The 22,474-nt window shown below is 64.9% G+C and carries 21 protein-coding genes and 3 tRNA genes; 13 read left to right on the top strand and 11 right to left on the bottom strand.

The window, feature by feature from the left end:
• The first annotated feature begins 59 nt into the window (after positions 1 to 59).
• From gyrA to J2X42_RS06040, 6 genes are all read left to right on the top strand, one after another.
• Positions 60 to 2,738 (top strand): DNA gyrase subunit A, encoded by a 2,679-nt coding sequence (gene gyrA, locus J2X42_RS06065; RefSeq protein ID WP_310163234.1) that lies wholly within the window; start codon positions 60 to 62, stop codon positions 2,736 to 2,738.
• Positions 2,735 to 3,358, top strand: coding sequence for a DUF3566 domain-containing protein (locus J2X42_RS06060; protein ID WP_310163232.1), 624 nt, complete (start codon positions 2,735 to 2,737; stop codon positions 3,356 to 3,358). Before gyrA ends, J2X42_RS06060 begins: the two co-directional genes overlap by 4 nt.
• 99 nt (positions 3,359 to 3,457) lie before the next feature.
• Positions 3,458 to 3,531 (top strand) — tRNA-Ile (locus J2X42_RS06055).
• A gap of 52 nt (positions 3,532 to 3,583) precedes the next feature.
• Positions 3,584 to 3,706, top strand: coding sequence for a DLW-39 family protein (locus J2X42_RS06050; protein WP_396134026.1), 123 nt, complete (start codon positions 3,584 to 3,586; stop codon positions 3,704 to 3,706).
• A gap of 72 nt (positions 3,707 to 3,778) precedes the next feature.
• Positions 3,779 to 3,854: transfer RNA gene (locus J2X42_RS06045), tRNA-Ala, on the top strand.
• 72 nt (positions 3,855 to 3,926) lie between these two features.
• Positions 3,927 to 4,880: a DMT family transporter gene (locus J2X42_RS06040; RefSeq protein WP_310163228.1), complete on the top strand. Its 954-nt coding sequence runs from the start codon at positions 3,927 to 3,929 to the stop codon at positions 4,878 to 4,880.
• Between the two features lie 6 nt (positions 4,881 to 4,886).
• On the opposite strand, the gene J2X42_RS06035 is transcribed toward J2X42_RS06040, so the two are convergent.
• Positions 4,887 to 5,762 carry a glycosyltransferase family 2 protein gene (locus J2X42_RS06035; RefSeq protein ID WP_131132043.1) on the bottom strand — a complete coding sequence of 292 codons (876 nt, stop codon included), beginning with the start codon at positions 5,760 to 5,762 and terminating at the stop codon, positions 4,887 to 4,889.
• Positions 5,763 to 5,898: 136 nt separating this feature from the next.
• Positions 5,899 to 6,882 (bottom strand): hypothetical protein, encoded by a 984-nt coding sequence (locus J2X42_RS06030; RefSeq protein WP_310163222.1) that lies wholly within the window; start codon positions 6,880 to 6,882, stop codon positions 5,899 to 5,901.
• Positions 6,883 to 7,037: 155 nt separating this feature from the next.
• Here J2X42_RS06030 and J2X42_RS06025 point away from each other — a divergent pair, with 155 nt between their 5' ends.
• The 3 genes from J2X42_RS06025 to J2X42_RS06015 all read left to right on the top strand — a co-directional run bounded on the left by J2X42_RS06025 (position 7,038) and on the right by J2X42_RS06015 (position 9,516).
• The gene (locus J2X42_RS06025) at positions 7,038 to 7,583 is read left to right on the top strand and encodes a peptidylprolyl isomerase (protein WP_310163220.1); all 546 of its coding nucleotides are present in this window, start codon (positions 7,038 to 7,040) and stop codon (positions 7,581 to 7,583) included.
• 9 nt (positions 7,584 to 7,592) lie between these two features.
• Positions 7,593 to 8,474, top strand: a complete 882-nt coding sequence (locus J2X42_RS06020; protein WP_310163217.1) for a rhomboid family intramembrane serine protease — start codon at positions 7,593 to 7,595, stop codon at positions 8,472 to 8,474.
• A 574-nt stretch (positions 8,475 to 9,048) separates the two neighbouring features.
• A complete protein-coding gene (locus tag J2X42_RS06015) occupies positions 9,049 to 9,516 on the top strand; it encodes a carboxymuconolactone decarboxylase family protein (RefSeq protein ID WP_310163214.1) in 468 nt (155 codons plus the stop codon).
• A gap of 255 nt (positions 9,517 to 9,771) precedes the next feature.
• On the opposite strand, the gene J2X42_RS06010 is transcribed toward J2X42_RS06015, so the two are convergent.
• Together J2X42_RS06010 and J2X42_RS06005 are read right to left on the bottom strand one after the other, a co-directional pair.
• On the bottom strand, positions 9,772 to 10,386 hold the full coding sequence (locus tag J2X42_RS06010; RefSeq protein ID WP_310163211.1) for a DNA-3-methyladenine glycosylase I: 615 nt from the start codon (positions 10,384 to 10,386) through the stop codon (positions 9,772 to 9,774).
• Positions 10,387 to 10,395: 9 nt separating this feature from the next.
• On the bottom strand, positions 10,396 to 10,650 hold the full coding sequence (locus J2X42_RS06005) for a cell division protein CrgA (protein WP_310163207.1): 255 nt from the start codon (positions 10,648 to 10,650) through the stop codon (positions 10,396 to 10,398).
• A gap of 174 nt (positions 10,651 to 10,824) precedes the next feature.
• Here J2X42_RS06005 and J2X42_RS06000 point away from each other — a divergent pair, with 174 nt between their 5' ends.
• The 3 genes from J2X42_RS06000 to J2X42_RS05990 are packed head-to-tail and all read left to right on the top strand — an operon-like array spanning position 10,825 to position 12,430.
• On the top strand, positions 10,825 to 11,619 hold the full coding sequence (locus J2X42_RS06000) for a class E sortase (RefSeq protein WP_310163205.1): 795 nt from the start codon (positions 10,825 to 10,827) through the stop codon (positions 11,617 to 11,619).
• Positions 11,620 to 11,621: 2 nt separating this feature from the next.
• Positions 11,622 to 11,792, top strand: a complete 171-nt coding sequence (locus tag J2X42_RS05995; RefSeq protein WP_165478256.1) for a hypothetical protein — start codon at positions 11,622 to 11,624, stop codon at positions 11,790 to 11,792.
• A complete protein-coding gene (locus J2X42_RS05990) occupies positions 11,789 to 12,430 on the top strand; it encodes an aminodeoxychorismate/anthranilate synthase component II (protein WP_310163203.1) in 642 nt (213 codons plus the stop codon). The genes J2X42_RS05995 and J2X42_RS05990 overlap by 4 nt, the downstream gene beginning before the upstream one ends.
• 16 nt (positions 12,431 to 12,446) lie before the next feature.
• On the opposite strand, the gene pknB is transcribed toward J2X42_RS05990, so the two are convergent.
• From pknB to J2X42_RS05955, 7 genes are read right to left on the bottom strand one after another with little or no spacing between them, the layout of a single operon-like run.
• The gene (gene pknB / locus J2X42_RS05985) at positions 12,447 to 14,390 is read right to left on the bottom strand and encodes a Stk1 family PASTA domain-containing Ser/Thr kinase (RefSeq protein ID WP_310163201.1); all 1,944 of its coding nucleotides are present in this window, start codon (positions 14,388 to 14,390) and stop codon (positions 12,447 to 12,449) included.
• Positions 14,391 to 14,405: 15 nt separating this feature from the next.
• Positions 14,406 to 16,112 carry a serine/threonine-protein kinase gene (locus tag J2X42_RS05980; protein WP_310163199.1) on the bottom strand — a complete coding sequence of 569 codons (1,707 nt, stop codon included), beginning with the start codon at positions 16,110 to 16,112 and terminating at the stop codon, positions 14,406 to 14,408.
• Entirely contained in the window at positions 16,109 to 17,563 is a 1,455-nt protein-coding gene (locus J2X42_RS05975) for a penicillin-binding protein 2 (protein ID WP_310163196.1), read from the bottom strand. The genes J2X42_RS05980 and J2X42_RS05975 overlap by 4 nt, the downstream gene beginning before the upstream one ends.
• A complete protein-coding gene (locus tag J2X42_RS05970; protein WP_310163194.1) occupies positions 17,560 to 18,957 on the bottom strand; it encodes an FtsW/RodA/SpoVE family cell cycle protein in 1,398 nt (465 codons plus the stop codon). The genes J2X42_RS05975 and J2X42_RS05970 overlap by 4 nt, the downstream gene beginning before the upstream one ends.
• Entirely contained in the window at positions 18,954 to 20,723 is a 1,770-nt protein-coding gene (locus J2X42_RS05965; RefSeq protein ID WP_310163190.1) for a protein phosphatase 2C domain-containing protein, read from the bottom strand. The genes J2X42_RS05970 and J2X42_RS05965 overlap by 4 nt, the downstream gene beginning before the upstream one ends.
• A gap of 2 nt (positions 20,724 to 20,725) precedes the next feature.
• A complete protein-coding gene (locus J2X42_RS05960) occupies positions 20,726 to 21,208 on the bottom strand; it encodes an FHA domain-containing protein (protein ID WP_310163189.1) in 483 nt (160 codons plus the stop codon).
• Positions 21,205 to 21,948, bottom strand: a complete 744-nt coding sequence (locus J2X42_RS05955) for a DUF3662 and FHA domain-containing protein (protein WP_310163188.1) — start codon at positions 21,946 to 21,948, stop codon at positions 21,205 to 21,207. Before J2X42_RS05955 ends, J2X42_RS05960 begins: the two co-directional genes overlap by 4 nt.
• Positions 21,949 to 22,325: 377 nt before the next feature.
• Between J2X42_RS05955 and J2X42_RS05950 the strand changes: the two genes are divergently transcribed.
• Positions 22,326 to 22,408 (top strand) — tRNA-Leu (locus J2X42_RS05950).
• The last annotated feature ends 66 nt before the right edge of the window (positions 22,409 to 22,474 follow it).

The raw sequence follows: 22,474 nt of genomic DNA, 5'->3' as shown, positions 1-22,474 counted from the left end.
CGGTTTCCCCCGACTGATATTCCACAACTGACATATACCTGAAACGGAAAATATAGACGATGAGTGACGAGACACCAGAGAACCAGGCGGAATCCGCCGATCTTCCGGAAACCGTACTTGAAGGCGATGTGCTGGTAGACCGTGTGGAGCAGGTGGACCTGCAGACGGAAATGCAGCGCTCCTACCTGGACTACGCGATGGCCGTTATTGTGGGCCGCGCCCTTCCCGACGTGCGCGACGGACTCAAGCCCGTCCACCGCCGGGTGCTGTACGCGATGTTCGACGGCGGCTACCGCCCGGACCGCTCGTTCAACAAGTGCGCCCGCGTGGTGGGCGAAGTCATGGGCCAGTACCACCCCCACGGCGACACCGCCATCTACGACGCCCTGGTCCGCCTGATCCAGGACTGGACCATGCGCTACCCGCTGGCGCTTGGACAGGGAAACTTCGGCTCCCCGGGCAATGACGGCGCGGCCGCCCCGCGTTACACCGAAACCAAAATGGCCCACCTCGCCATGGAGATGGTCCGGGACATCGACGAGGAAACCGTCGACTTCCAGGACAACTACGACGGCAAGAACCAGGAACCCACCATCCTGCCGGCACGCTTCCCCAACCTGCTGGTCAACGGTTCCTCCGGCATCGCCGTCGGCATGGCCACCAACATCCCGCCGCACAACCTCCGCGAAGTGGCTGATGGCGTCCAGTGGTACCTGGCCAACCCGACCGCCACCCGCGAGGAACTGCTGGAAGAGCTGCTGCTCCGCATCAAGGGACCCGATTTCCCGACCGGGGCAACCATCCTGGGGCACAAGGGCATCGAGGATGCGTACCGGACCGGCCGCGGCTCCGTCACGATGCGTGCAGTGGTCAACGTGGAGGAACTCCAGGGCCGCACCTGCCTGGTGGTCACTGAACTGCCGTACCAGGCCAACCCGGACAACCTGGCCATCAAGATCGCCGAACTGGTCAAGGACGGCAAGATCTCCGGCATCGCCGACCTCCGCGACGAGACCTCCGGCCGCACGGGCCAGCGCCTGGTCATCGTGCTCAAGCGCGACGCCGTGGCCAAGGTAGTGCTGAACAACCTCTACAAGCACACGGAGCTGCAGAGCAACTTCTCCGCCAACATGCTGGCCATCGTGGACGGCGTTCCCCGGACGCTGAGCCTGGACGCCTTCATCCGGCACTGGGTCACCCACCAGTTGGACGTCATCGCCCGGCGCACCCGGTACCGCCTCCGCAAGGCTGAAGAAGAAGCGCACATCCTGCGCGCGCTGCTCAAGGCACTGGACATGCTGGACGAGGTCATTGCCCTCATCCGGGCGTCCAACACCACCGAAGCGGCCCGCGACGGACTGATGCAGCTGCTGGACATCGACGAACTGCAGGCCCGGGCCATCCTGGACATGCAGCTGCGCCGCCTGGCCGCTCTGGAACGCCAGAAGATCCAGGACCGGCACTCCGAACTTGAGGCCCTGATCGCCGAGTACAACTCGATCCTCGCCTCAGAGGAGCGCCAGCGCGAGATCATCAGCACCGAACTGGCGGAGATCGTGGCGAAGCACGGCGACGACCGCCGCACCAAGATCCTGATGGGCTTCGACGGCGACATGTCCATGGAGGACCTGATCCCCGAAGAGGAAATGGTTGTCACCATCACCCGCGGCGGCTACGTCAAGCGGACCCGCAGCGACAACTACCGTTCGCAGCAGCGCGGCGGCAAGGGCATCAAGGGTGCCCAGCTGCGCGGCGACGACGTCGTGGAGCACTTCTTTGTGACCACCACCCACCACTGGCTGCTGTTCTTCACCAACCTGGGCAGGGTCTACCGGGCAAAGGCCTACGAGCTGGTCGAAGCCGGCCGTGACGCCAAGGGCCAGCACGTCGCCAACCTGATGGCCTTCCAGCCGGACGAGCACATCGCCCAGGTACTGGACCTCAAGGACTACCAGCACGCGCCGTACCTCGTCCTCGCCACCAAACGCGGCCTGGTCAAGAAGACCCGGCTGGAGGACTACGACACCAACCGCTCCGCCGGCGTCATCGCCATCAACCTGCGTGATGAAGACGAGCTGGTGTCTGCGCAGCTGGTCTCGGAGACGGACGACATGCTGCTCGTGTCCCGGAAGGGCCAGTCCATCCGGTTCACCGCCACCGATGACGCGCTGCGGCCGATGGGCCGGGCCACGTCCGGCGTCACCGGCATGAAGTTCAGGGAAGACGACGAACTGCTGGCCGCCAACGTGGTGACCGACGGTTCCTTTGTCTTCATCGTGACCGAGGGCGGCTACGCCAAGCGCACAGCCGTGGAGGAATACCGGCTCCAGGGCCGCGGCGGCCTCGGCATCAAGGTCGCCAAGCTGGCAGAGGAACGCGGAGACCTGGTGGGCGCACTGATCGTCCAGGAGGAAGACGAAGTCCTGGTGGTCATGGAAGGCGGCAAGGTGGTCCGTTCCTCCGTGTCGGGCGTCCCCGCCAAGGGTCGCGACACCATGGGCGTCATCTTCGCGAAACCGGACAAGAACGACCGGATCATCGAAGTGGCCCGGAACAGCGAACGCGGACTTGAGGGCGATGAATCCCTGGAGGATGACGTAACGTTGGCTGAAGAGGCTGGATCCGCCGAGGGTTCCGCAGGGTCAGAAGAAGTGGCAGAGACAGCACCGGCCGTTGAGTCAGAGGACGCCTCCGGCGACGCTGAGCCGAACGAAGACTACACCGGAGGTAACGAGTGAGTAATCCCGACTCATATCCCAAGCAGAACAGCAATGTTCCAGGTGGAACTGGCCAGCCCGCGGCCGCTCCCCGGGTGAACGCCCCCGTTCGTCCCCAGCAGCGTCCGGCGGCTCCGGCGGGCCTGCCCGGCCAGCGCCCCGCCGCAGCAGGCCAGCGTCCGCAGGTCCAGCCCGGACAGGGCCAGCGGCCTGCCAGCGCGGGCCAGCGTCCCGCACAGGGCGGCCCCGGGCTGGTCAAGCCCGCCCCCAAAGCCAAGGTCAGGCGGGCGCGCCTGCTGGTCAGCAAGGTCGATCCCTGGTCCGTCCTGAAAATGGCGTTCCTGCTCTCCGTAGCTCTGGGAATTGTCACAGTCGTTGCGGCCATCGTCCTCTGGACTGTCCTGGACCTCACCGGCATCTTTGACCAGGTGGACAGCCTCCTCGGAACCCTCGCGGGGTCCGAAGGCGGCGGGTTTGAGCTCAAGAAGGTCGCTTCGCTGGGACAGGTGGCCTCCTTTGCCACCATCATCGCGGTGGTGAACGTGGTCCTGCTGACGGCCCTGTCCATGCTGTCCGCCGTGCTGTACAACATCTCGGCCACCCTCGTGGGCGGCATCGGCGTTACCCTGACGGACGACTGAAAATCCCATATTTCCGGCGGAAATTTCCGCCGGAGGGCCTCGATTTGAGATCGGGCCGGGATGTGCTGTAAAGTCATGTCTCGGCCCGATGAGGCATCGGGGCGTATAGCTCAGGCGGTTAGAGCGCTTCGCTGATAACGAAGAGGTCCCAGGTTCAAGTCCTGGTACGCCCACGGAACCTGTGCAGGTTCCAGTAAAGGTCCAGCCCGGCTGGCCCGGAACGGGGTGCATGTGAAGAAGTTGCTGGTTCTTGCAGCTGCGATCGCAGGCGTCCTGCTCTACCGGAAAGCACAGGAATCCGAGGCCCGGAAAACGGTCTGGAGCGAGTCAACCGATACGGTTGATTAGCCCGGATTCCCGGAGCGGGAGCTGGCAAAAGGCTTCCCGGTTCTAGGGTATGATTGACGGGTTGCTTCTTATGGGGGCATGGCGCAATTGGTAGCGCACCTGCTTTGCAAGCAGGGGGTTCGGGGTTCGAGTCCCCGTGCCTCCACCATAAGGAAGGTCCCGGACAGCGGAAACGCTGTCCGGGACTTTTTGGTTAAGTTGCCACAGTAGGGTTTGGACAGTGAACTTCTTCATCGCGGCACTCGGTGTGCTGGGCGTTGCCTCATCCGGTCCGCTGATCGCCGCCACCCTGGGTGCCACCACGGTCAGCGCCCTGGCCATCGCCTTCTGGCGCAACGCCATCGGTGCCGCGGTCATGGCGACCCCCACCCTGGTGCGCGAGCCGCGTCAATTCGGTCAGGTCTCCTGGCGGGAGTTCCGCTGGTCCGCGCTGGCCGCCGGCGCCCTGGCCCTGCACTTCGCCTGCTTCATCACCTCGCTCCAGCTGACCTCCGTGGCCGCCGCCACGGCCCTCGTGTGCCTCCAGTCCGGCTGGATCGCCGTCTTCCAGCTCTTTCGCGGCACCAGGCACCGCTGGCCGGTGCTCGCCGGCTTAGGCATCGCTTTCGGCGGCGTGGTGGCCATCACCGGGTTTGATATGGGAAGCTCGCCCGGTGCGCTCCTCGGCGACGTACTGGCGGTCGCCGGCGGAGCGCTGGCGGGACTGTATACCCTGGCGGGCGGCAAGGCCCGTCAAAGCATGACCACAGGGACCTACACCACGCTGTGCTACGGAATGTGCGCCGCCCTGGTGGCTGTCCTGGCAGTGTTCAGCGGCCAGCCATTAACAGGTTTCGACGCCGGCGGCTGGCTGGGCATTACCGCCATCACCGTCTGCGCGCAGCTGGTGGGCCACACGGCGTTCAACCACCTGCTGGCCACGATGAGCCCGCTGCTGGTCTCGATGATCATCCTGCTGGAGATCCCTGGCGCCGCCCTGTTGGCGGCCGTCTTCCTGAACGAGACCCTGCCCGTGGGAACCTATGCCGGACTGGCGCTGATCCTGGTGGGACTCGCCGTCGTTGTCCTGGGGCAGCGGTCAGGCTCTAAAAGGAAGCAGCGTGAGGCCTCAGCGGCGGGCACCCGTGGGGACGAACCGCCGTCGGACCGCCTCGCGGAGCTGGGGACTGACTGAACGCTGCTACTGGCCGCCGCGGCGGACCGGCTGGGCCGTGTTGACCGTGTGGATCGCCCGCAGCAGCTTGGCCGGGAAGTAGACGGAGAAGAAGACCACCATCGGGGCCTTGAGGGCCATTTTCTTTACGTTGTGGGCCTTGTACGTCCGGTCGAAGCGCGTGACGTAGTAGCGGTAATCCCGGGGTGAATCCTCGAGCCGTCGCGCGGACATTCCGGACACCATCTGTGGCCAGTACTGCACCTTGAGCTCGTGGTCGGCAAGGTGAAGGGAAAGATCGATGTCCTCATGCATCTCATCCTTCTCGTCACGGCACGTCTCGGACCGGATGGTTTTCCAGGCCGAAGCACGCAGGGCCATGTTGGAGCCAAAGAGGAAATGGTACTGGTGCTTGGCGAGCTTCAGCATCAGCTGGCGCATCTTGTCGTCGGCCTTCAGGCCAAAGCGGCGCATGGGCATGTCGTAATAGACAACGGGTCCGGTGGCGGCCTGGACTGACTGGTCCGCGAACGCCTTCTGGACTTGCTCCACCCAGTCCGGCTCCACGACGGAATCGGCGTCGATCCGGCCCAGGACATCACCGGTGGCGTGGTTAAGGCCAAAGTTCCGGGTGGGGATCAGTCCCTGGTCGCGGTCCTGGCTCAGCAGGATGATGGGGCTTTCCGGGTACTCCAGCTGCATCTGCTGCACGATGGCTGCGGTGCGGTCTGTGGAGAGGTTGTCCACCACGATGATTTCGTGTGCCGGGACCGACTGGTAGACGGCAGCGATGAGGCACTGCCGGATCACACTTTCCTCGTTGTACGCCGGGATGACAATGGACACGCGCGGCAGCTGAGCTGCGTCGTTCAAGGCATCCCCGGAGGATTTATCGGCTGACATCAGTTCAAATTTAGCACCGATCGGTGTCCGCCCTGCTGGGAGGCGGCGGGAGTCCGGACAAACACTGGGAAAACACTGAAGGGGCCCCGCACCAGGCGGAACCCCTTCAGCTGACGGCGCAAAGCGCCTGGAACTGCTAGACGCTGTCCTTGTCCGCGGATCCGTTCATGTTCGATGCGATGTTCTTCATCGCGGTCTTGGCATCCGTTGCAGCCTTCGCAGCGGCGTCCTTGGCATCCTCGGCGACATGCTTGGCCGTCTCGGCTGCGTCTCCAACAGCCTCCTTGGCATCCGATGCGACATCCTTGGCCTTGTCCGCGACGGCGCCCGCAGCGGACGAGGCAGCAGCTGCCGCGTTGCTGACGGCGTCGGCCGCGGTTTCCTTGATGTCGTTCACCGTGGTGGCGGGAACCGGGGCGGGAGTGGGCGTCACCGGGGAAGGGGTCTTCCACGGATCTTCAACCGGCTTGGACGCCTTCCACGCGGCAACACCTGCAGCCACGGCGGCGGCAATGATGCCGAAGACCAGCCAGCCGCGCTTCTTGGGCTTCTCGGGCTGGGCAATCTGCACGCCCACGGCCTTGCCTGCTTCATGGGCTGCTGCCTTGAGCTGGGTGCCTGCGGTGTGGGCCTGTTCCTGGATGGAGTGCACTACGCCGGAATCGGCAAGCCTCTGGGCTACGGCGTCCACGTGGGACGGAGCATTTTCCAGGGTGCGGTGAACCGCCTCCGAAGCCTGGCCGATCTGGTCCGAGAGGCGCGGCAGGTACTCCACGACGACCCGGTCGCGGGCGTTGAGGATGACCGGTGTGGCTTTGTCCAGCGCTTCGTGGAGGCGCGGGGTGGTGCCCTCAACAGCGTCATGGATCTTCGGAGCAAGGTGGGCCAGGCCATCCTGGATGCGCGGCGTTACCGTGGCGACGCCGTCGGCGAGGTTGTGGGCGGCACTCTTGAGCCCCTCCTGGATCCTGGGAGAAGCGGTATCCAGGCCATGCTGCAGGCGGGGAACTGCCCAGTCCACGGCTGCTTCCACGCGGGGGGCTGCCCAGTCCTTGGCGTTCTCTACCGCGCTGTTGACTGACTGCTCAAGGTCACGGGCAATACGATCCGATTTCTTCACAACTACCTCCCGATTAATGTGACGGTTCTATTGGTAGCCTACGTGGATTGACCTTCACCGGCTATTCTCCGCCCGGAATTCAGGCTGATTTCACCCAGCGCGGAACTGCCGTCCACACCAGTTCCGCTTTGGCCGGCCATGAAAGAATGGGCGGTATGACTGCCATCGCAACCGCAAAAGCAACCATCCACACCAGCCTCGGCGACATCGTCGTGAACCTCTTCGGGAACCACGCCCCCAAGACGGTCAAGAACTTTGTCGGCCTCGCCACCGGCGAGCAGGCCTGGACCCACCCGGAGACCGGCGAGGACAAGACGGGAACGCCGCTGTACAACGGCACCATCTTCCACCGGATCATCAAGGACTTCATGATCCAGGCCGGCGATCCCCTGGGCCGCGGCATCGGCGGACCGGGCTACAAGTTCGACGACGAAATCCACCCCGAGCTCAGCTTCAACCAGCCCTACAAGCTGGCCATGGCCAACGCAGGCATCCAGATGGGCAAGGGCACCAACGGCTCCCAGTTCTTCATCACCACGATCCCCACCGACTGGCTGCAGGGCAAGCACAGCATCTTTGGCGAGGTGGCTGACGAGGACTCCAAGAAGGTTGTCGACGCCATCGAGGGCGTACGCACCGGCATGGGTGACCGCCCCGTCGAGGACGTCACCATCAACAGCATCGACATCGAGCAGCTCTAGCCACAACGCATGAGTTACGGAATCCCGGCGGCGGAGCCGTCCGCGCAAATTCCGGTCTGCCCCAGGCACCCGGACCGGCCCTCCTATGTGCGGTGCCAGCGCTGCGGGCGCCCTGCGTGCCCCGACTGCCAGCGGGCGGCCGCCGTCGGGTTCCAGTGTGTTGACTGCGTCAACGAAGCAGCGCGTTCGACGCCGGCAGTACGGACCGTCTATGGCGGTGCCGTAACTACCGGCAAGCCCGTCATCACCTACGGCATCATTGCGGCGTGCGTATTGATATACGTGCTGCAATTGCTGGTGCCGAATGAGGCCGTTTTTCAGAACCTCGCCTTTGCCAATGTTTACGCTGAGCCGCGCTGGGGGGAGCTTGAGCCCTGGCGGATGTTGACAGCTGCTTTCCTGCACTCGCAAGGTTCCTACCTCCACATCATCTTGAATATGTACACGTTGTGGATTTTCGGGCAGGCTCTTGAGCCGCTCTTGGGCCGTGTCAAGTTCCTGGCGCTTTACCTGATTTCCGCCGTTGGGGGCTCCGTTGGTTACCTCATACTCACGCCGCTTTATGTCCCCGGCCAGCAGTTGGCCGGCGTCGTCGGCGCTTCGGGTGCCATCTTTGGACTCTTCGGCGCGATGCTCCTGGTCCAGCGGCACCGTGGCGGGGAAACCCGCCAGCTGTGGGTCCTGATAGCCATCAACGGCGTTATCGGCTTCCTGATCCCCCAGATCGCCTGGCAGGCCCACCTCGGCGGCCTTATCACCGGTGCTCTGTGCGCTGCGGTGGTGGCGTACACTCCGCGCGGACCGCGGCAGGGACTGCTGCAGGCTGCAGGATTGGCTGCCGTCTTTGCCCTGCTGGTGCTGGTGAGCTGGATCAGGGTTTCTGCGGGCTGATTCCAGGCGCTGTAACCACACATACTTAGACCCCGGTGTCTCTCTGGACACCGGGGTCTTTTGTGTCTCCGGAAGGCTCCCGGGTTTCCTTCGTAGGGTACTGAAAGTTTTCCACAGGGGTTATCCACATTGTTGGTAACTTACATGGCTGTAGTTCGAAGACGGCATCGGGCGCAGGCCCGCAAACGCGGCGCTGTTTGAATGAGGAGGCGGCCGGTGTCCACAATTGTGGATAACTCCTGGGGATGGCCCTGTGGTTAAGTGGACAAACACGGCGATTATGTCTTCAGCTGTGGATATCCCTGTCGTTTCACTGCCAAACAGGCTCCCAGAGGCTGTCAGACCCGGGATTTCAACATGGTTATTCACAGTGTTAATAACTTTCAACCGTGTAGTTCAAGGACCGTCGGGGGCCCTGCTGTGCCGATGCAGCGGATTATCCGCGTGTACCGGCGCGTGTTGTCCACAACTGTGGATAAGTTGTGGGTAGTCGTGTGTTAGCAAGTGGATAACCGTTCGGATCGGCAGCCGGATTCAGTACAGCGCCGATGCCAGCCAGAATGCAGGAGGACTCATGAGCGCCACCACGGAAAACATCTTCCTTGATAAACAGCACCCGGCCATGTGGCGGTCGCTGAACGGCCTGGGGCTCAAGGCACGCGAAGCCGCGGCAGCGGCCGGCGTGGAGGGCACCATCATTGAGCTGATGTACGTCAGGATTTCCCAGATCAACGGCTGCGCATACTGCCTCGATCTGCACGTGGGCGACGCCGTGGCCAATGGCGAATCCCCGCAGCGGCTGGCGGTGCTTCCCGCGTGGCGTGACACGGCACTTTTCACGGACAGGGAGCGTGCGGCGCTTGCGCTGGCCGAGAGCATCACGGAACTGCCGGACCAGCGCTCACGGGAGCGCGAGGAGGGCTACGCCCGGAGGCACCTCACCGCAGACGAATTCTCGGCTGTCAGCTGGCTGGCGATCACCATGAACGCTTTCAACCGCGTTTCCATCACCAGCCACCATCCGGTGCGGCGCCAGGAGTGAGCATGGGGCGGCGGTCACCGGGGGGCCGGCAGGCTGCTAAACGTGCAGTCCAACGGGGCAGTCCAAACGTGCAATGGAACCGTTCAGGCCTTTATCCACAGGTAATCCACACTGTTAATAACTGCCGCCAAAACCACGCCGTCCACAAAGGCCCTGATTCCGGGCATCTAAGGGCCACCGAAGGCGAATCGCGGGACAGTAGTTATGCACATTGTGGATAACTTTAAGAACAGCTGGGGAGAACCCGGGCGGGACTCAGGCTCCGGCCGCCGGCCACACCCCTGACGTTCCGCGGCGGTGGCTGTCCACAAGGTGGGTATCCACCATGCCGATCGCTTCCATGAGCGCGAACATCGTGGTGGGCCCGACGAAGGAGAAACCTTTTTTTCGCAGGGCCTTGGACAGGGCCACCGATTCGGGCGATTGCGTGGGGATATCGGCATGCAGGAGCGGCTGGGGCGTGTCAGCGGGCTGGAAGCTCCACACAAAGTCCACGAGGCCGCCCTCGCTGCGCAGGGCGATCACAGCTTTGGCGTTGGTGATGGCGGCACGGATCTTCAGCCGGTTGCGGATGATGCCCGGATCCTGGAGGAGGCGCTCCACGTCGGCTTCGGTAAAGTCGGCCACGATGTCCGGGTTGAAATTGTGGAAAGCTTCACGGAAGGCAGGGCGCTTGCGCAGGATGGTGGCCCAGGACAGGCCGGCCTGGAAACCCTCCAGGCTGATGCGCTCGTAGAGGCCCTGTTCATCCCGGACGGGCAGGCCCCACTCCGTGTCGTAATACTCGCGCAGGAGCGGATCGGCGGATGCCCACGGCGGACGGGCGAGGCCGTCGTCGCCCAGAACGGTGCCGTTGGCGCCGGGGATCATGCGCCGTGGCTAGGAACGCCAGCGGGTGGTCATCAGGAAGCCAACAATGGCTATGCCAAAACCGGCCACGATGTTCCAGGATTCCCAGGCCTGGACGGGAAGCCGGCCTTCACTGATGTAGAAGGTGATGATCCACAGCAGGCCGATGATCATGAGGCCGAACATGACGGGCTTGAACCACACAGGATTGGGCTTGTAGGCCTGCGTTGACGCAGCCGGCTGGGCCGAGATGGAAGTCTTCTTGCGTGGCTTGGACTCGGGCACGTGCTCTCCTTGGCGGCTGAGGCAAGCTCGGCGACCCGGGCTTGATATCCTGCAAGAAGGAAATTGCCAGCGGTCTGCGCGATCTTGGTCAAATCTGGATTCTTACTAGCAGCCAATTCTAGCCGTAGTTCAGGGCCAACCAGCGCCCATGGTGACCGCCCCGGAGGAGAACGCGTGGTATTGCAGGAGAAGGCGAGGGCCGGCACTGCGCCGGGCCCCGGCGTCGTGATTCTGCGTGGAACTGTCCAGGTGCTCGGCGAGCTCCTCATCACGGCGGGCATCATCCTGCTGCTTTTTGTGGGCTGGCAGCTCTGGTGGACCAACGTGGAATCGGACGCCAAACAGAGCGCCATCATCAAGGAATTCGCCCAGGACCTCGGCACGCCGGCCCCCAGCCCTGAGCCCACCGGAACCGCCGCCACGCCTGGTGCCCCCGTGGACTACGGCCCACCCGTGGTGTCCGCCGCGCCCGGGCACGCGGGAACCATCGGCATCATGTACATTCCGCGGTTCGGCCCAAACTACACCCGGCCCATCGTCCAGGGCACCACCGGGGATGTGCTGGACACCCTGGGGCTGGGCCATTACAGCAACACCGCCATGCCCGGCGCGGTAGGTAACTTTGCGGTCGCCGGCCACCGGCAGACCCACGGTGCCGTGTTGGACAACATCCACACCCTGGTCCCCGGAGACAAAATCTACGTCCAGACCAGGGACGGCTTCTACGTCTACGTTTTCCGGAACAACCAGATTGTGCTGCCGTCCCGGACCGATGTGCTGGAGCCGGTGCCTACCCGGCCCGGTGTCACTCCCACGGAAAGCTTCCTCACGATGACCAGCTGCAACCCGCGTTTCGGTTCCCAGGAACGGATCATTGCCTATGCGCTGCTGGAAGGCTGGCAGCCTGCCTCCGCCGGTCCGCCGGCTGAAATAGCGGCCCAGGTGGCCGCCGCAACCGGAGGGAGCTAACGATGTACGGCTGGATATTCCGGCACCTGCCGGGCCCCTTGTGGCTTCGGATCCTTACGTCCGCGGTCCTGATCTCCGCTGCCCTGGTCCTGATGGTCCAGTTCCTGTTCCCCTGGATGTCCACTTTTACCCAATTCACCGACTCAACGATTGGTTCCGCAACCCAGCCATGACCACAACCAAGATCCTGGTCGTAGACAACTACGACAGCTTTGTATACACCCTGGTGGGCTACCTCCAGGAGCTCGGCGCCGAAACCACGGTGGTACGCAACGACGACGTCACGCTGGCCGAAGCGACGGAGATGGCAGGAACGCGCGACGGCGTACTGATCTCGCCCGGGCCCGGCAACCCTGCGGAGGCCGGTGTCTGCATCGAGCTGATCAAGTGGTGCGGGGACAACAGCAAGCCCATGTTTGGCGTCTGCCTGGGCCACCAGGCGTTGGCCGAGGCCTATGGCGGCACCGTGACCCACGCACCCGAGCTGATGCACGGCAAGACCTCACTGGTGGAGCACCACGGAACGAGTGTTTTCCAGGGCCTCCCCTCCCCCGTCACCGCTACGCGCTACCACTCGCTGGCGGCCGTCCGGGACACCATCCCGGAGGTCCTGGAGATCACGGCCGAAACGTCCACCGGTGTGGTGATGGGCCTGCAGCACCGGACGGCCCCGCTGTGCGGCGTGCAGTTCCACCCGGAGTCCGTGCTCACCGAAGGCGGCTACCAGATGCTGGGCAACTGGCTCGAATCACTGGGAATGGCCGGTGCCGCATCGCGGGCCTCGAAGCTGAGCCCGCTCATCCAGCACTGAGGCGCCTGCCTGGCCCTCAGCCCTTTTTGGTGGCTGTCGGGGTGGGTGTCGGCGTGGGGGTCACCGGCGGGGCCGGCTCTTTGGCCACCACAATGTTGATGGTCTTGCCCTGTTCGACGGCGGCGTTAACGGGATCGCTCTGATCCGTGACCCGGCCTGCCTCCACCTGGGAGTTCTCCACTTCCTGGACGTTCGGGACGAGGCCCAGTTCCTTCAGCGCCGCCTCGGCCTCGGCGCGGGTGCGGCCGCGCAGCTCCGGCATGGCCACCTTTCCGGTGGACACCACGATCTCCACGGTGCTGCCCGGGGCCACCATCTGGCCGGGGGCCGGGCTGGTGGTGATCACAATTCCGCCGGGTACGGTGGAGCTGTTGGCCATGGTGGTGGTCGGAGCACCCACAAGGCCATTTTGGCGCAGTACGTCCCGGGCAGCGGCTTCAGTCTTGCCGGGCAGGCTCTCCGGCACCTTGACGGCACTGGGGCCCTCGGAAATGTTCAGGACAACTTCGGAATTGGGATCCAGCGACGTTCCGGCGGCGGGGTCGGTTCCGATGGCTGTCCCTTTGGGAACCGTGTCGTGTTGGGCACGCTTGATCTGCGGGCGCAGGTTGGCACCATAAAGTTCCTGCAGCGCGGCGGACTCCGTCATGGCGGCCACCACCGGGATCTGCACCTTGGGCGCCACGGGGGCAGGCCTGTTGACGGTGTTGTAGAGCCACAGACCGCCGCCGGCCAGCACCAGCAGGGTGAAGATCACGAACGTGGCGATCCAGGCACGACGGCGGGACTTCTGCCGTGTGCTCCGCTCCCGTTCCGGCGGAAGCCCCAGCGGGAGTTCGTCAGCTTCGTGTGGTTCATAGAGGGCTGCCGCGTCGCCGCGCAGCCCGTTGCCGTCGGCGTGGTTGTTTACCGGGGTCCGCAGCCGTCCGGTTGGGGCGTCGTCCAGGAAACTGGCACCGGTGAAAGCGAAGGCTTCGGTGGCGGGACTGCGTTCAGGCGTCGGGACGTGGTCGTTCGGATCCGTGGGTGCCTCGTTGGCCGGAACGTCCGGGACTGACACGCCGGCGCGGGCCGCGCGAAGGGCGCGGCGGAAGGCCGCCGCGTCCTGGAACCGGTCAGCGCGGTTCTTCAGCAGCGCCTTGGCCAGGACACTGTCCAGCGCCGGCGACACCTCGGGATTCACGCTGCTGGCCGGCTCCGGGATCTCCCGGACATGCTGGTACGCGACCGACACCGGGCTGTCGCCAATGAACGGGGGCCTTGCCGTGAGCATTTCGTAGAGCAGGCACGCGGCGGAGTACAGATCACTGCGGGCGTCCACGGTTTCACCCCGGGCCTGCTCGGGCGACAGGTACTGTGCCGTGCCCACCACGGCCTGGGTCTGCGTCATGGTGGCCGAGGAATCGGCGATGGCCCGGGCGATCCCGAAGTCCATCACCTTGACGGCGTTGGTACCCTCACAGCACATCACGTTGGCGGGTTTGATGTCCCGGTGGACGATGCCGGCCTTGTGGCTGTACTCCAGGGCCGCGAGCACGCCCAGGCAGAACTCGATGGCCTGGTCAATGCTGACTTCCTTGGCCCTGATGAGGTCGCGGATGGTCTTGCCTTCCACAAACTCCATCACGATGTACGGAACCCGGACGCTGTCGTCCGTACCGTCGGGCACCGTGTGCTCCCCGGTGTCGTAGATGGCCACGATGGACGGATGGTTCAGCGCAGCCACAGCCTGGGCTTCGCGTTTGAACCGTGCCTGGAACTGCGGGTCCCGGGCCATGTCGGGGCGGAGCAGCTTGATGGCCACGGTCCTGCCCAGCCGCTGGTCCACCCCGCGGTGGACGTCCGCCATCCCGCCGCGGCCGATCAGCCCGCCCAGCTCGTAGCGTCCGCTGAGGACACGCTGGTTATCCACCGGGAGGCTGTCCTCACGGTGCGACGGTGTACGGGGCGTGTCAGTCACTGCGTGTCCCGGCGGCTACGGCTTGCAGGTGGCGGGCACGCCCGGCAGCTGTCCGGTGGTGCAGTTGGGCAGGGCGGACTGGCTGGCAGTGGCCGACGGCGAACTCGAGGCAGGAGCGCTGGTGGCCGTCGGGAGCGGCACGGCGTAGATGATGGTGACTGCTGTCCCCTTCGGCACGGTTCCGGTCGGATTGATTTCCAGTACGGTGCCTGCCGTCTCCGCGCTTTGCTGCGGAAGGACTGTGACCGAGAGGCCCATCGTCTCCAGGGAGGACTGGACCTGGCGGTAATCCTTGCCCAGGTAGGCCGCGGAAATGATGTTCACGGTTTCGGGCGTCGGGGTCGGCGTGGGGGTGGCGCTGGTCCGGGTGGGCGTGGGCGTGGCCGACGTCGACGAAGCCGACGGGCTGCTGCTGGTGGCGCTGGTGCTGGCCGAGGTCTGCCCGGACGTTTTGCTGCCGCCGGAGGGGAACAGGATTCCCTGCTGTGTCAGGAAGAAGCCAACAAGGGCGAACAGCACCAGCAGGACCAGGGCGATGAGGGGCCAGGTCCAGGGGCTCCGCCCGCGGCGCTGGGGCTCGTCGGCCGGTTCGTCGTCGTACGTTTCCTCTTCCTGGACCCACGTGCGTTCCGCAGCCAGGGCATCCGCCCGCGACAACGTACTGGCCGCTCCAGTGCCGGTGCCGCCGGCGTTGGCTGCCGCAGCGCCTGCAGCCATGCCGGCGGCCGCACCTGCGGCGCCGGCGCCGAGCACCGGCAGTGCGGAGGTGGATGTGGCGGAGCTGTCCTTGTGCCCGCCGATGATTCCAGTGGGTGCGGTGGCGACATTCACCGGAGCGGTGATGGGGCCGGTGGCAGCTTCGAACAGGAGCATTCCGGGGACGGCGGCGTGGGCAGCGCTGATGTCGCCGTTGCGGATGGCCTCGGCGGCCTCGGACAGCTTGATGGCGTTCGCCGGCCGGTTCTTGGGATCCTTGGCCAGCATGGACATCAGCAGGGCGCGGACGGGCTTGGGAAGGGTTTCGGGCAGCGGCGGCGGGGCGTCGTTGACCTGGGCCAGGGCGATGGCGATCTGGGATTCGCCGGAGAACGGCCGGTGCCCGGTCAGGCACTCGTAGCCGATCACGCCCAGGGAGTAGATGTCGGAGGCGCCGGTGGCGGTCTGGCCCGTTGCCTGCTCCGGGGCAAGGTACTGGGCGGTGCCCATGACCTGCCCGGTCTGGGTCAGCGGCACCTGGTCGGCCAGTCGGGCGATGCCGAAGTCGGTGACCTTGACCCGGCCGTCGGGCGTGATCAGCAGGTTGCCCGGCTTGATGTCGCGGTGGACCAGCCCCTGGGCGTGGGCAACTGAAAGTGCCCGGGCGGTCTGCGCGATCATGGACAGCGTCCGGTCCGGCGACAGCACCTGCTCGTGCTCGATGATGCTGCTCAGCGGCTGGCCGGGGACGAGCTCCATCACCAGGTAGGCTGAGCCCTCCTCCTCGCCGTAGTCAAAGACATTGGCGATGCCCACGTGGTTCAGGAGTGCGGTGTGGCGTGCCTCGGCGCGGAACCGCTGGAGGAAGCCGGGGTCGCCGGTGTATTCCTCCTTGAGCACCTTGATGGCGACGATCCGGCCCAGGACCTGGTCCTTTGCTTTCCAGACCTCTCCCATGCCGCCGATCGCAATCCGCGTGGTCAGCTGGAATCTGCCGCCGAGGGTGATTCCTGTTGTAGGCCTCACTTATTCAACACCGCCTCAAAAATCTTCTTCGCATTCGGACTGGTTAGCTGTGCGCCGGTAGTGATGTCCACGCCTTCCATGACGATGGTCACCGCTACCTGCGGGTTGTTCGAGGGGGCAAAGCCCGTGAACCAGGAGTTGTTCAAGCCGTTGCCCAGTTCCGCGGTGCCCGTTTTGCCGGCCACCTGGACGCCCGGCACAGCCGCACCGCGGGCGATGCCCTGGCTAACCGCACTGGTCATCCACTCGGTGATCTGCTTGGCGATTTCCGGCGTGGTGGACGTTCGCAGCGCCGTCGGTTGCGGTTCGTCCAGGACACGGAGGTCCGGTGAGCGAAGGGTCTTGACCAGGCTGGGGCTCATCTGCACCCCGCCATTGGCAATCGCCGCCGTCATCAGTGCGATCTGCAGCGGGGTGGCCCGGACATCCTTCTGGCCAATCGCAGACTGCGCCAGCCCGGGTTTGTCCAGGTCATCGGGGAAACCCTGCAGGGCGTAGTCGAGCTTCAGCTGATCCCCCAGGTTTTCGCCGAAACCGAACTTCTTCGCCTGTTCCGCGATGGCATCCCGGCCAAGGTCCAGGGCGATGCTGGCGAAGGGCGTGTTGCAGGACTGCTGCAGGGCAAAGGCGAAGCTCGCGGTGCTCTGCGTGTAGCAGTTGCCGCCGGCGTAGTTGGGGAGCTTGTACGAGATTCCGTCGAAGGGCATCTCGGCCGGGTTGGGGAGTTGGCTGTCTTTGTTGTACTTGCCCGAACTCAGCGCCGCCGCCGTGTCGACGAGTTTGAAGACGGAACCGGGGGCGAGCAGCTCACCGGTGGGTCCGCTGACGGACTGGTTCAGGTTGATGCCGGGAACCTTGACCAGCTCGTTGATGTTGGTGCTCTCCGCCGTGGGATCCTGCGTGGCGATGAGGTTGGGGTTGTAGGACGGTTTGGACACCATGGCCAGGATGGCGCCGGTCTTGGGATTGGTCACCACGATCGACCCGCGCTGCCCGTCCGGAATCAGGCCGTAGGCGAGCTGCTGGATTTTTGGATCGATGGTCAGTTCCACCGAGGCCCCCTTGGGCTGGTTGCCCAGGAACAGCTGGCCTATCCGGTCCAGGAACTGCTGGTCGGAGCTGCCGGCCAGCTGGTCATTCATGGCAACTTCCAGGCCTGTGGCGCCGTAGTTCTGCGAGAAATAGCCAGTGATGCCCGCGTACAGCTCAGGCTGGGAGTACGTGCGCTGGAATTTGCACGTCTCCGAGCCTTCGACGGATTCTGCGACCGGAGTGCCGCCCACAATAATGGCGCCCCTGTCATTGCAGTAGTCCTGCAGGATGGCGCGCTTGTTCCACGCGTTGGCCTTGAGGTCGTCCGCGCCAACCACCTGAACGTAGCTCAGTGCGCCGAAGATCAGCGCGAACATGGCGATCGCGGCGACCCATGAGTTTCGTATTGCCTGGTTCACAGGTGCTTCACCGCCTCGGTTGGTGTGTCAATGCCCTTGGATTCGGCGCCTTTGGCCGGCGGCAGTGGCGTGGTGTCCACCGGGCCACGGGCGGTGTGCGAAATCATCAGCAACAGGCCCACGATGATCCAGTTGGCCAGCAGCGAGGAGCCTCCGGCCGCCATGAAGGGAGTGGTGAGCCCGGTCAGCGGGATGAGCCGGGTGACGCCGCCGATCACCACAAAGCACTGCAGGGCGATGGCGAAGGACAACCCGCAGGCAAGGAGCTTGCCGAAAGCGTCCCGGGTGCCCAGCGCTGCCCGGAAGCCGCGGGTGAACAGCAGCAGGAACATCATGACGATGGCGAACAGGCCGATCAGTCCCAGCTCTTCGCCGAACGAAGCGATGATCATGTCGCTGTTGGAAAATGGCACCAGGTTGGGCCGGCCCTGTCCGAGTCCGGTCCCCACCAGGCCGCCGTTGGCCATGCCGAAGAGGCCTTCCACGATCTGGAAGCTGCCGCCGAACTGGCGGCCGTAGACCTCGTCGGTGAAGGCGTTGAGCCATCCGTCGATGCGCAGGCCGACGTGGGAAAAGACCTTGGAAGCCACAAAGCCGCCACCCAGGATCAGGGCTACGCCGATCACCACCCAGCTGATCCGGCTGGTGGCCACGTAGATCATCACGATGAACAGGCCGAAGAACAGCACGGAGGAGCCGAGGTCGCGCTGGAAGATCAGGACGCCGATGCTCACCAGCCAGGCGGTGATCATCGGGCCCATGTCCTTGAACCGCGGGAACTGCAGCGGGCCGATTTTCCGGCCCGCCAGGAGTATGAGGTCCCGGTTGGAGGACAGATAGCCGGCGAAGAAAATGGCGAGCGTGATCTTGGCGATTTCACCGGGCTGGAAAGTCATGGGGCCGAGTCTGATCCAGACCCGGGCACCCAGGATTTCGCCGGCGGAAATGCCCGGAATCAGCGGGAGGACCAGCAGGAGTGCACTGGCGGCCAGGGAGATAAAGGTAAAGCGGCGGAGGATCCGGTGGTCCTTGAGGAACCAGATGACGGCGATGGCCACGGCCATGGCGATCAGGGTCCAGCGGAGCTGGTTGTTGCCAGTGTCGTCCCCCGGCGCGTCCAGCCGGTGGATCATGGCGAGGCCGAGGCCGTTGAGTGCGACGACCAGCGGAAGTATTACCGGATCGGCATATTTGGCCCGGATCCGCAGGACCACATGGAACACCAGGGCGGCGACGGCCAGCAGGCTGGACTGGAACCAGAAGTCGGTGTCAAACGCCTTCTCCTGGTCCACGCCCACCAGCATGTTGGCGCCGATGCCGACAGCCAGCGCGAGCAGCAGCAACAGCAGCTCCACGTTGCGCCGTGGTTTGGGTATGGTGCTCAACTGGCTCATGGGGCCCCCTCGCAGGTGACTGTGGGACTTGGTGAGGGGGACGGTGAGCTGGGTACTGCCGCCGGATCCGACGGAGCGGGGGCAGGTGCCGCCGAGTCAGTTGGCGCAGGAGTGGCCGCGGGTGTTGTCGCCGCGGGAGTGGTGGACGGTGCCGGGCACTCGTCCGCTGGGGAGGTGGTGCCCGTGCGCTCCAGGTTCTTGACGATCCGCTGGGCATCGTAGAGGTCCCGGGCAGGGACCGTCTGCCGGACACGCTGCTGAGAGAAGGGCGGGAGCGAGTCCATCCGGATCTCCGTCACCGCTTCGAGGCTGGAAAGCTGGATGGGGCCAAGGCGCTGGGAAACTCCGTTGTAGATAGCTACCCGGGAGTCGAACTCCCCGATGTAGTAGCGCGTCTGCGTCCATGCATACCCAAGCCATAGCCCGACCGTGAGGACCACCAGGACGGAGGCGGCGATGGACCAGGTGACCCAGCGGCGTGGCCTCGGAAGCTGCGGCGAATCATCTGCCTCTGCGCCCGGCTGGTCTGCTTTGTGGGTGAGCACCGTGGCCGCGCGCCGGGCGACAGTGCGGCCGGCGATGGTGGGAATGGAGCCGGATTCGGCGGCCGAAGCCGCGGCGCCCACGAGTTCGTGCGGGCGGGATGCCAGTTCCTGCCGGAGGACCTCGGCGGAGAGGTGTTCGCCGAGGTGTGGGTCGGTGGAATCGGAGGGTTCCTTGCCCTGCTGTTCGGCGTCAGCCTTGCCGGCGTCAGGTTGGCCAGCACCAGGTTGGCTGGCGTCGGGTTTTCCGGCGGCCGGCTTTCCTGCGTCCATTGGTTCGCCGCTGGTGTTCTGCGCGCTGGTCTTTTCCGCGCCGGGCTCGGTGGCGTCCGGAGCCGCTGCTGCGTCCGGTCCGGCTTCAGCCGCCGGCTTCGTCGCGCTCGGCCCCGGAGCATCGGCAGCGGTGACCGGCACCGCCGGTACGATTTCGACAGCGGCGGTGCTGACGTCGTCGGGCGTTTCCTCGACTATCTCGACCATTACTACGGTGACGTTGTCCGGCGAACCGGCTTCCAGCGTCAGGTTCACGAGCGTTTCGACGCATTCGCGCAGGTCCTTGGTTTCCCGGACCGTCCGTTCCACCACGTGCCCGGCAACGTAGTTGAGGCCGTCCGAGCAGAGCAGCCAGCGCTCCCCGGGCTTGACCTCAAGCGTGTCGAGGTCCAGCTCCGGGCTGGCATCGACGTCGCCAAGGACGCGCATCAGGACGTTTTTGTGCGGGTGGGTCTCGGCTTCCTCGGGCCGGAGCCGGCCTTCGTCGATGAGCCGCTGCACAAAAGTGTGATCGATGCTGACCTGCTCGAAGACGCGGTCGCGCAGGCGGTAGGCGCGGGAGTCGCCGATGTGGGCGAAATGCAGTTTGCCTTCGGCCAGCAGCAGCGCCGTAACCGTTGTGCCCATCCCGGCGAGCTTGGGATTGATGTGCACCAGCTCGGACAGAAGCGAGTTGGCAGTCTGGATTTCATCGGCAAGGACCGTGCCGGCGTCGCCGTCGTAATCCCCGTGATCCAGGTGCAGCATGTCCAGGACAGTGGCGGCAGAGGCCACATCCCCGCCCGCGTGGCCGCCCATGCCGTCGGCGACGACGGCGAGATGGCGGCCCACATAGGCGGAGTCGTCATTCTTGGCGCGGATGCGGCCCACATCGGAGCGCGCTGCGTAGCGCATGATCAGGGGCCGCTGAGCGGGCTGGGCCTCGTCTGCGGGAATTTCGGCGGCGGCCATGGCTACGGCCTCAATTCGATGACCGTCTTGCCGATCCTCACGGGTACGCCAAGCTCAACGGGCAGGGCGCGGGTAAGTTGCTGGTCCGCCAGGTAGGTCCCGTTGGTGGAACCCAGGTCCTCGATGAACCATCGGCTGCCTTGGGGGAACAGCCGGGCATGGCGGCCGGAGGCGTAATCGTCTTCGAGTACCAGGGTGGCTTCCTGGGCCCGTCCGAGCAGGATGGGGCTGGCCGCCAGAGGGATCGTGGTGCCTTTGAGGGGCCCTTCGACGACCACAAGCTGGTGGGCCTGCTGCTTGACCGGCTGCGGCGGTGCCTCGGCCAGTTCCGGGTTTTTCCTGACCTGGCGCGCCGTGGGTGTTCCGACGGCGGCTTTGCGGCCCACCATCAGGTCCCGGCGCATGGCCGACACGATGCTGAAAATCAGCACCCACAGCAGGAGCAGGAAACCGAAGCGGAGGGCGGTAATGGTCAATTCGCTCATGGGCGGCCACCAGTGTTGGCGGGGAGCAAGCGGAAGATGATCTTTGTCCGTCCCATCGTGATGGTGGAGCCGTCGGTAAGTTCGGTGCTGCCGGAGACTTTGTGCCCGTTGACGTAGCTGCCGTTGGTGGAACCCATGTCCACGGCGCTGGTCACCCCGTTGGTCGTGCGGATCTCAAGGTGGCGGCGGGAAACTCCGGTGTCGTCAACCAGGATGTCGGCCTCGGAGGACCTGCCCAGGATGATCGAGGGCGCATTGAGCGAGTAGCGCTGGCCGTCGATGTCCAGGACGGGCTGCAGGCGCGTGGGCTGGCGGCTCGGTGCTGCCGGGAGGTTGGGGCGGGAAGGCGCGGTGGCCGGGGCCCCGCCTGACTTTTCCGTGGACGACTTGATGTCGAAGTCGCCGGCGCGCAGCTCTTCGGACCGGCGGAATGAGATCCGCACGGACCCCTGGAGGGTGTAGCCCTGGCTGCGGACGTGGTTGATGACCACGTCGCACAGTTCCTCAGCCAGCGGAGTGCCCCATTCCTGCGCCCGCTTGAAGTCGTCGTCGCTGAGCAGGACGTCGAACACGTTGGGCGCGAGGGTCCGGCCAGCGGCGATGGTGATGGCCTTGTGGTCCACCTCGCGGCGAAGCCGGCTTGCGATCTCAACCGGTTCAACCTGCGCCTTGGAACCCGTGGAGAAGACACCGCGGACGGCCTTTTCAATGCCGCGCTCGACCTTGTCCAGCAAACCCATGGTCCTTCTCCTTTCCCCCCGGCTGCGGGGCAGTTTTCGTTCCGGAACTCAACCAGCAACAGAGTTCACTGCGGATCGGCAGGCCGGCCGGTGGCAGGCACTACTACATCAGATACTACTGGGCAGGCCTGTGAATGACCTTAATCCACAACGGCCCGGCCCGCGGAAAAGTTCGGTCCCGGACGTCTTCCGGGGTTCAGGCACGGTTCCGCCGAGGGCCCGGCGGGGTCCGCCGATTCGTGTGTCCAATGACCGTGTGGCAGGGGCCGCGGACGCCAATTGGTGTTTTGCCGCTGATGTCCGTTATGCTTGATCTCGCTGCTTTTACATAGTTGAGGATCCGGGAAACCGGCCGCAATTCATGGAAAAGAAGTTGCGCGCGAGTGGCGGAACGGCAGACGCGCTGGCTTCAGGTGCCAGTGTCCGAAAGGGCGTGGGGGTTCAAATCCCCCCTCGCGCACGCAAATGAAAGAGCCCCGGTCTTAGGACCGGGGCTCTTTTGTGTCTGGGCGGGAATCGGGGCGCA

The organism is Arthrobacter sp. BE255 (genome assembly GCF_031457335.1).
GTDB lineage: Bacteria > Actinomycetota > Actinomycetes > Actinomycetales > Micrococcaceae > Arthrobacter.
The sequence above is the reverse complement of the archived record's forward strand: the minus strand, read 5'-3'. Positions and strand labels throughout refer to the sequence as shown.

Bases quoted from the DNA above. Each gene is read 5' to 3' on its own strand.
- gyrA (WP_310163234.1), top strand. From the start codon at position 60: ATGAGTGACGAGACACCAGAGAACCAGGCGGAATCCGCCGATCTTCCG.
- J2X42_RS06035 (WP_131132043.1), bottom strand. From the start codon at position 5,762: ATGTCAGCCGATAAATCCTCCGGGGATGCCTTGAACGACGCAGCTCAG.
- J2X42_RS06025 (WP_310163220.1), top strand. From the start codon at position 7,038: ATGACTGCCATCGCAACCGCAAAAGCAACCATCCACACCAGCCTCGGC.
- J2X42_RS06020 (WP_310163217.1), top strand. From the start codon at position 7,593: ATGAGTTACGGAATCCCGGCGGCGGAGCCGTCCGCGCAAATTCCGGTC.
- J2X42_RS06015 (WP_310163214.1), top strand. From the start codon at position 9,049: ATGAGCGCCACCACGGAAAACATCTTCCTTGATAAACAGCACCCGGCC.
- J2X42_RS06010 (WP_310163211.1), bottom strand. From the start codon at position 10,386: ATGATCCCCGGCGCCAACGGCACCGTTCTGGGCGACGACGGCCTCGCC.
- J2X42_RS05995 (WP_165478256.1), top strand. From the start codon at position 11,622: ATGTACGGCTGGATATTCCGGCACCTGCCGGGCCCCTTGTGGCTTCGG.
- J2X42_RS05990 (WP_310163203.1), top strand. From the start codon at position 11,789: ATGACCACAACCAAGATCCTGGTCGTAGACAACTACGACAGCTTTGTA.
- J2X42_RS05970 (WP_310163194.1), bottom strand. From the start codon at position 18,957: ATGAGCCAGTTGAGCACCATACCCAAACCACGGCGCAACGTGGAGCTG.
- J2X42_RS05965 (WP_310163190.1), bottom strand. From the start codon at position 20,723: ATGGCCGCCGCCGAAATTCCCGCAGACGAGGCCCAGCCCGCTCAGCGG.
- J2X42_RS05960 (WP_310163189.1), bottom strand. From the start codon at position 21,208: ATGAGCGAATTGACCATTACCGCCCTCCGCTTCGGTTTCCTGCTCCTG.
- J2X42_RS05955 (WP_310163188.1), bottom strand. From the start codon at position 21,948: ATGGGTTTGCTGGACAAGGTCGAGCGCGGCATTGAAAAGGCCGTCCGC.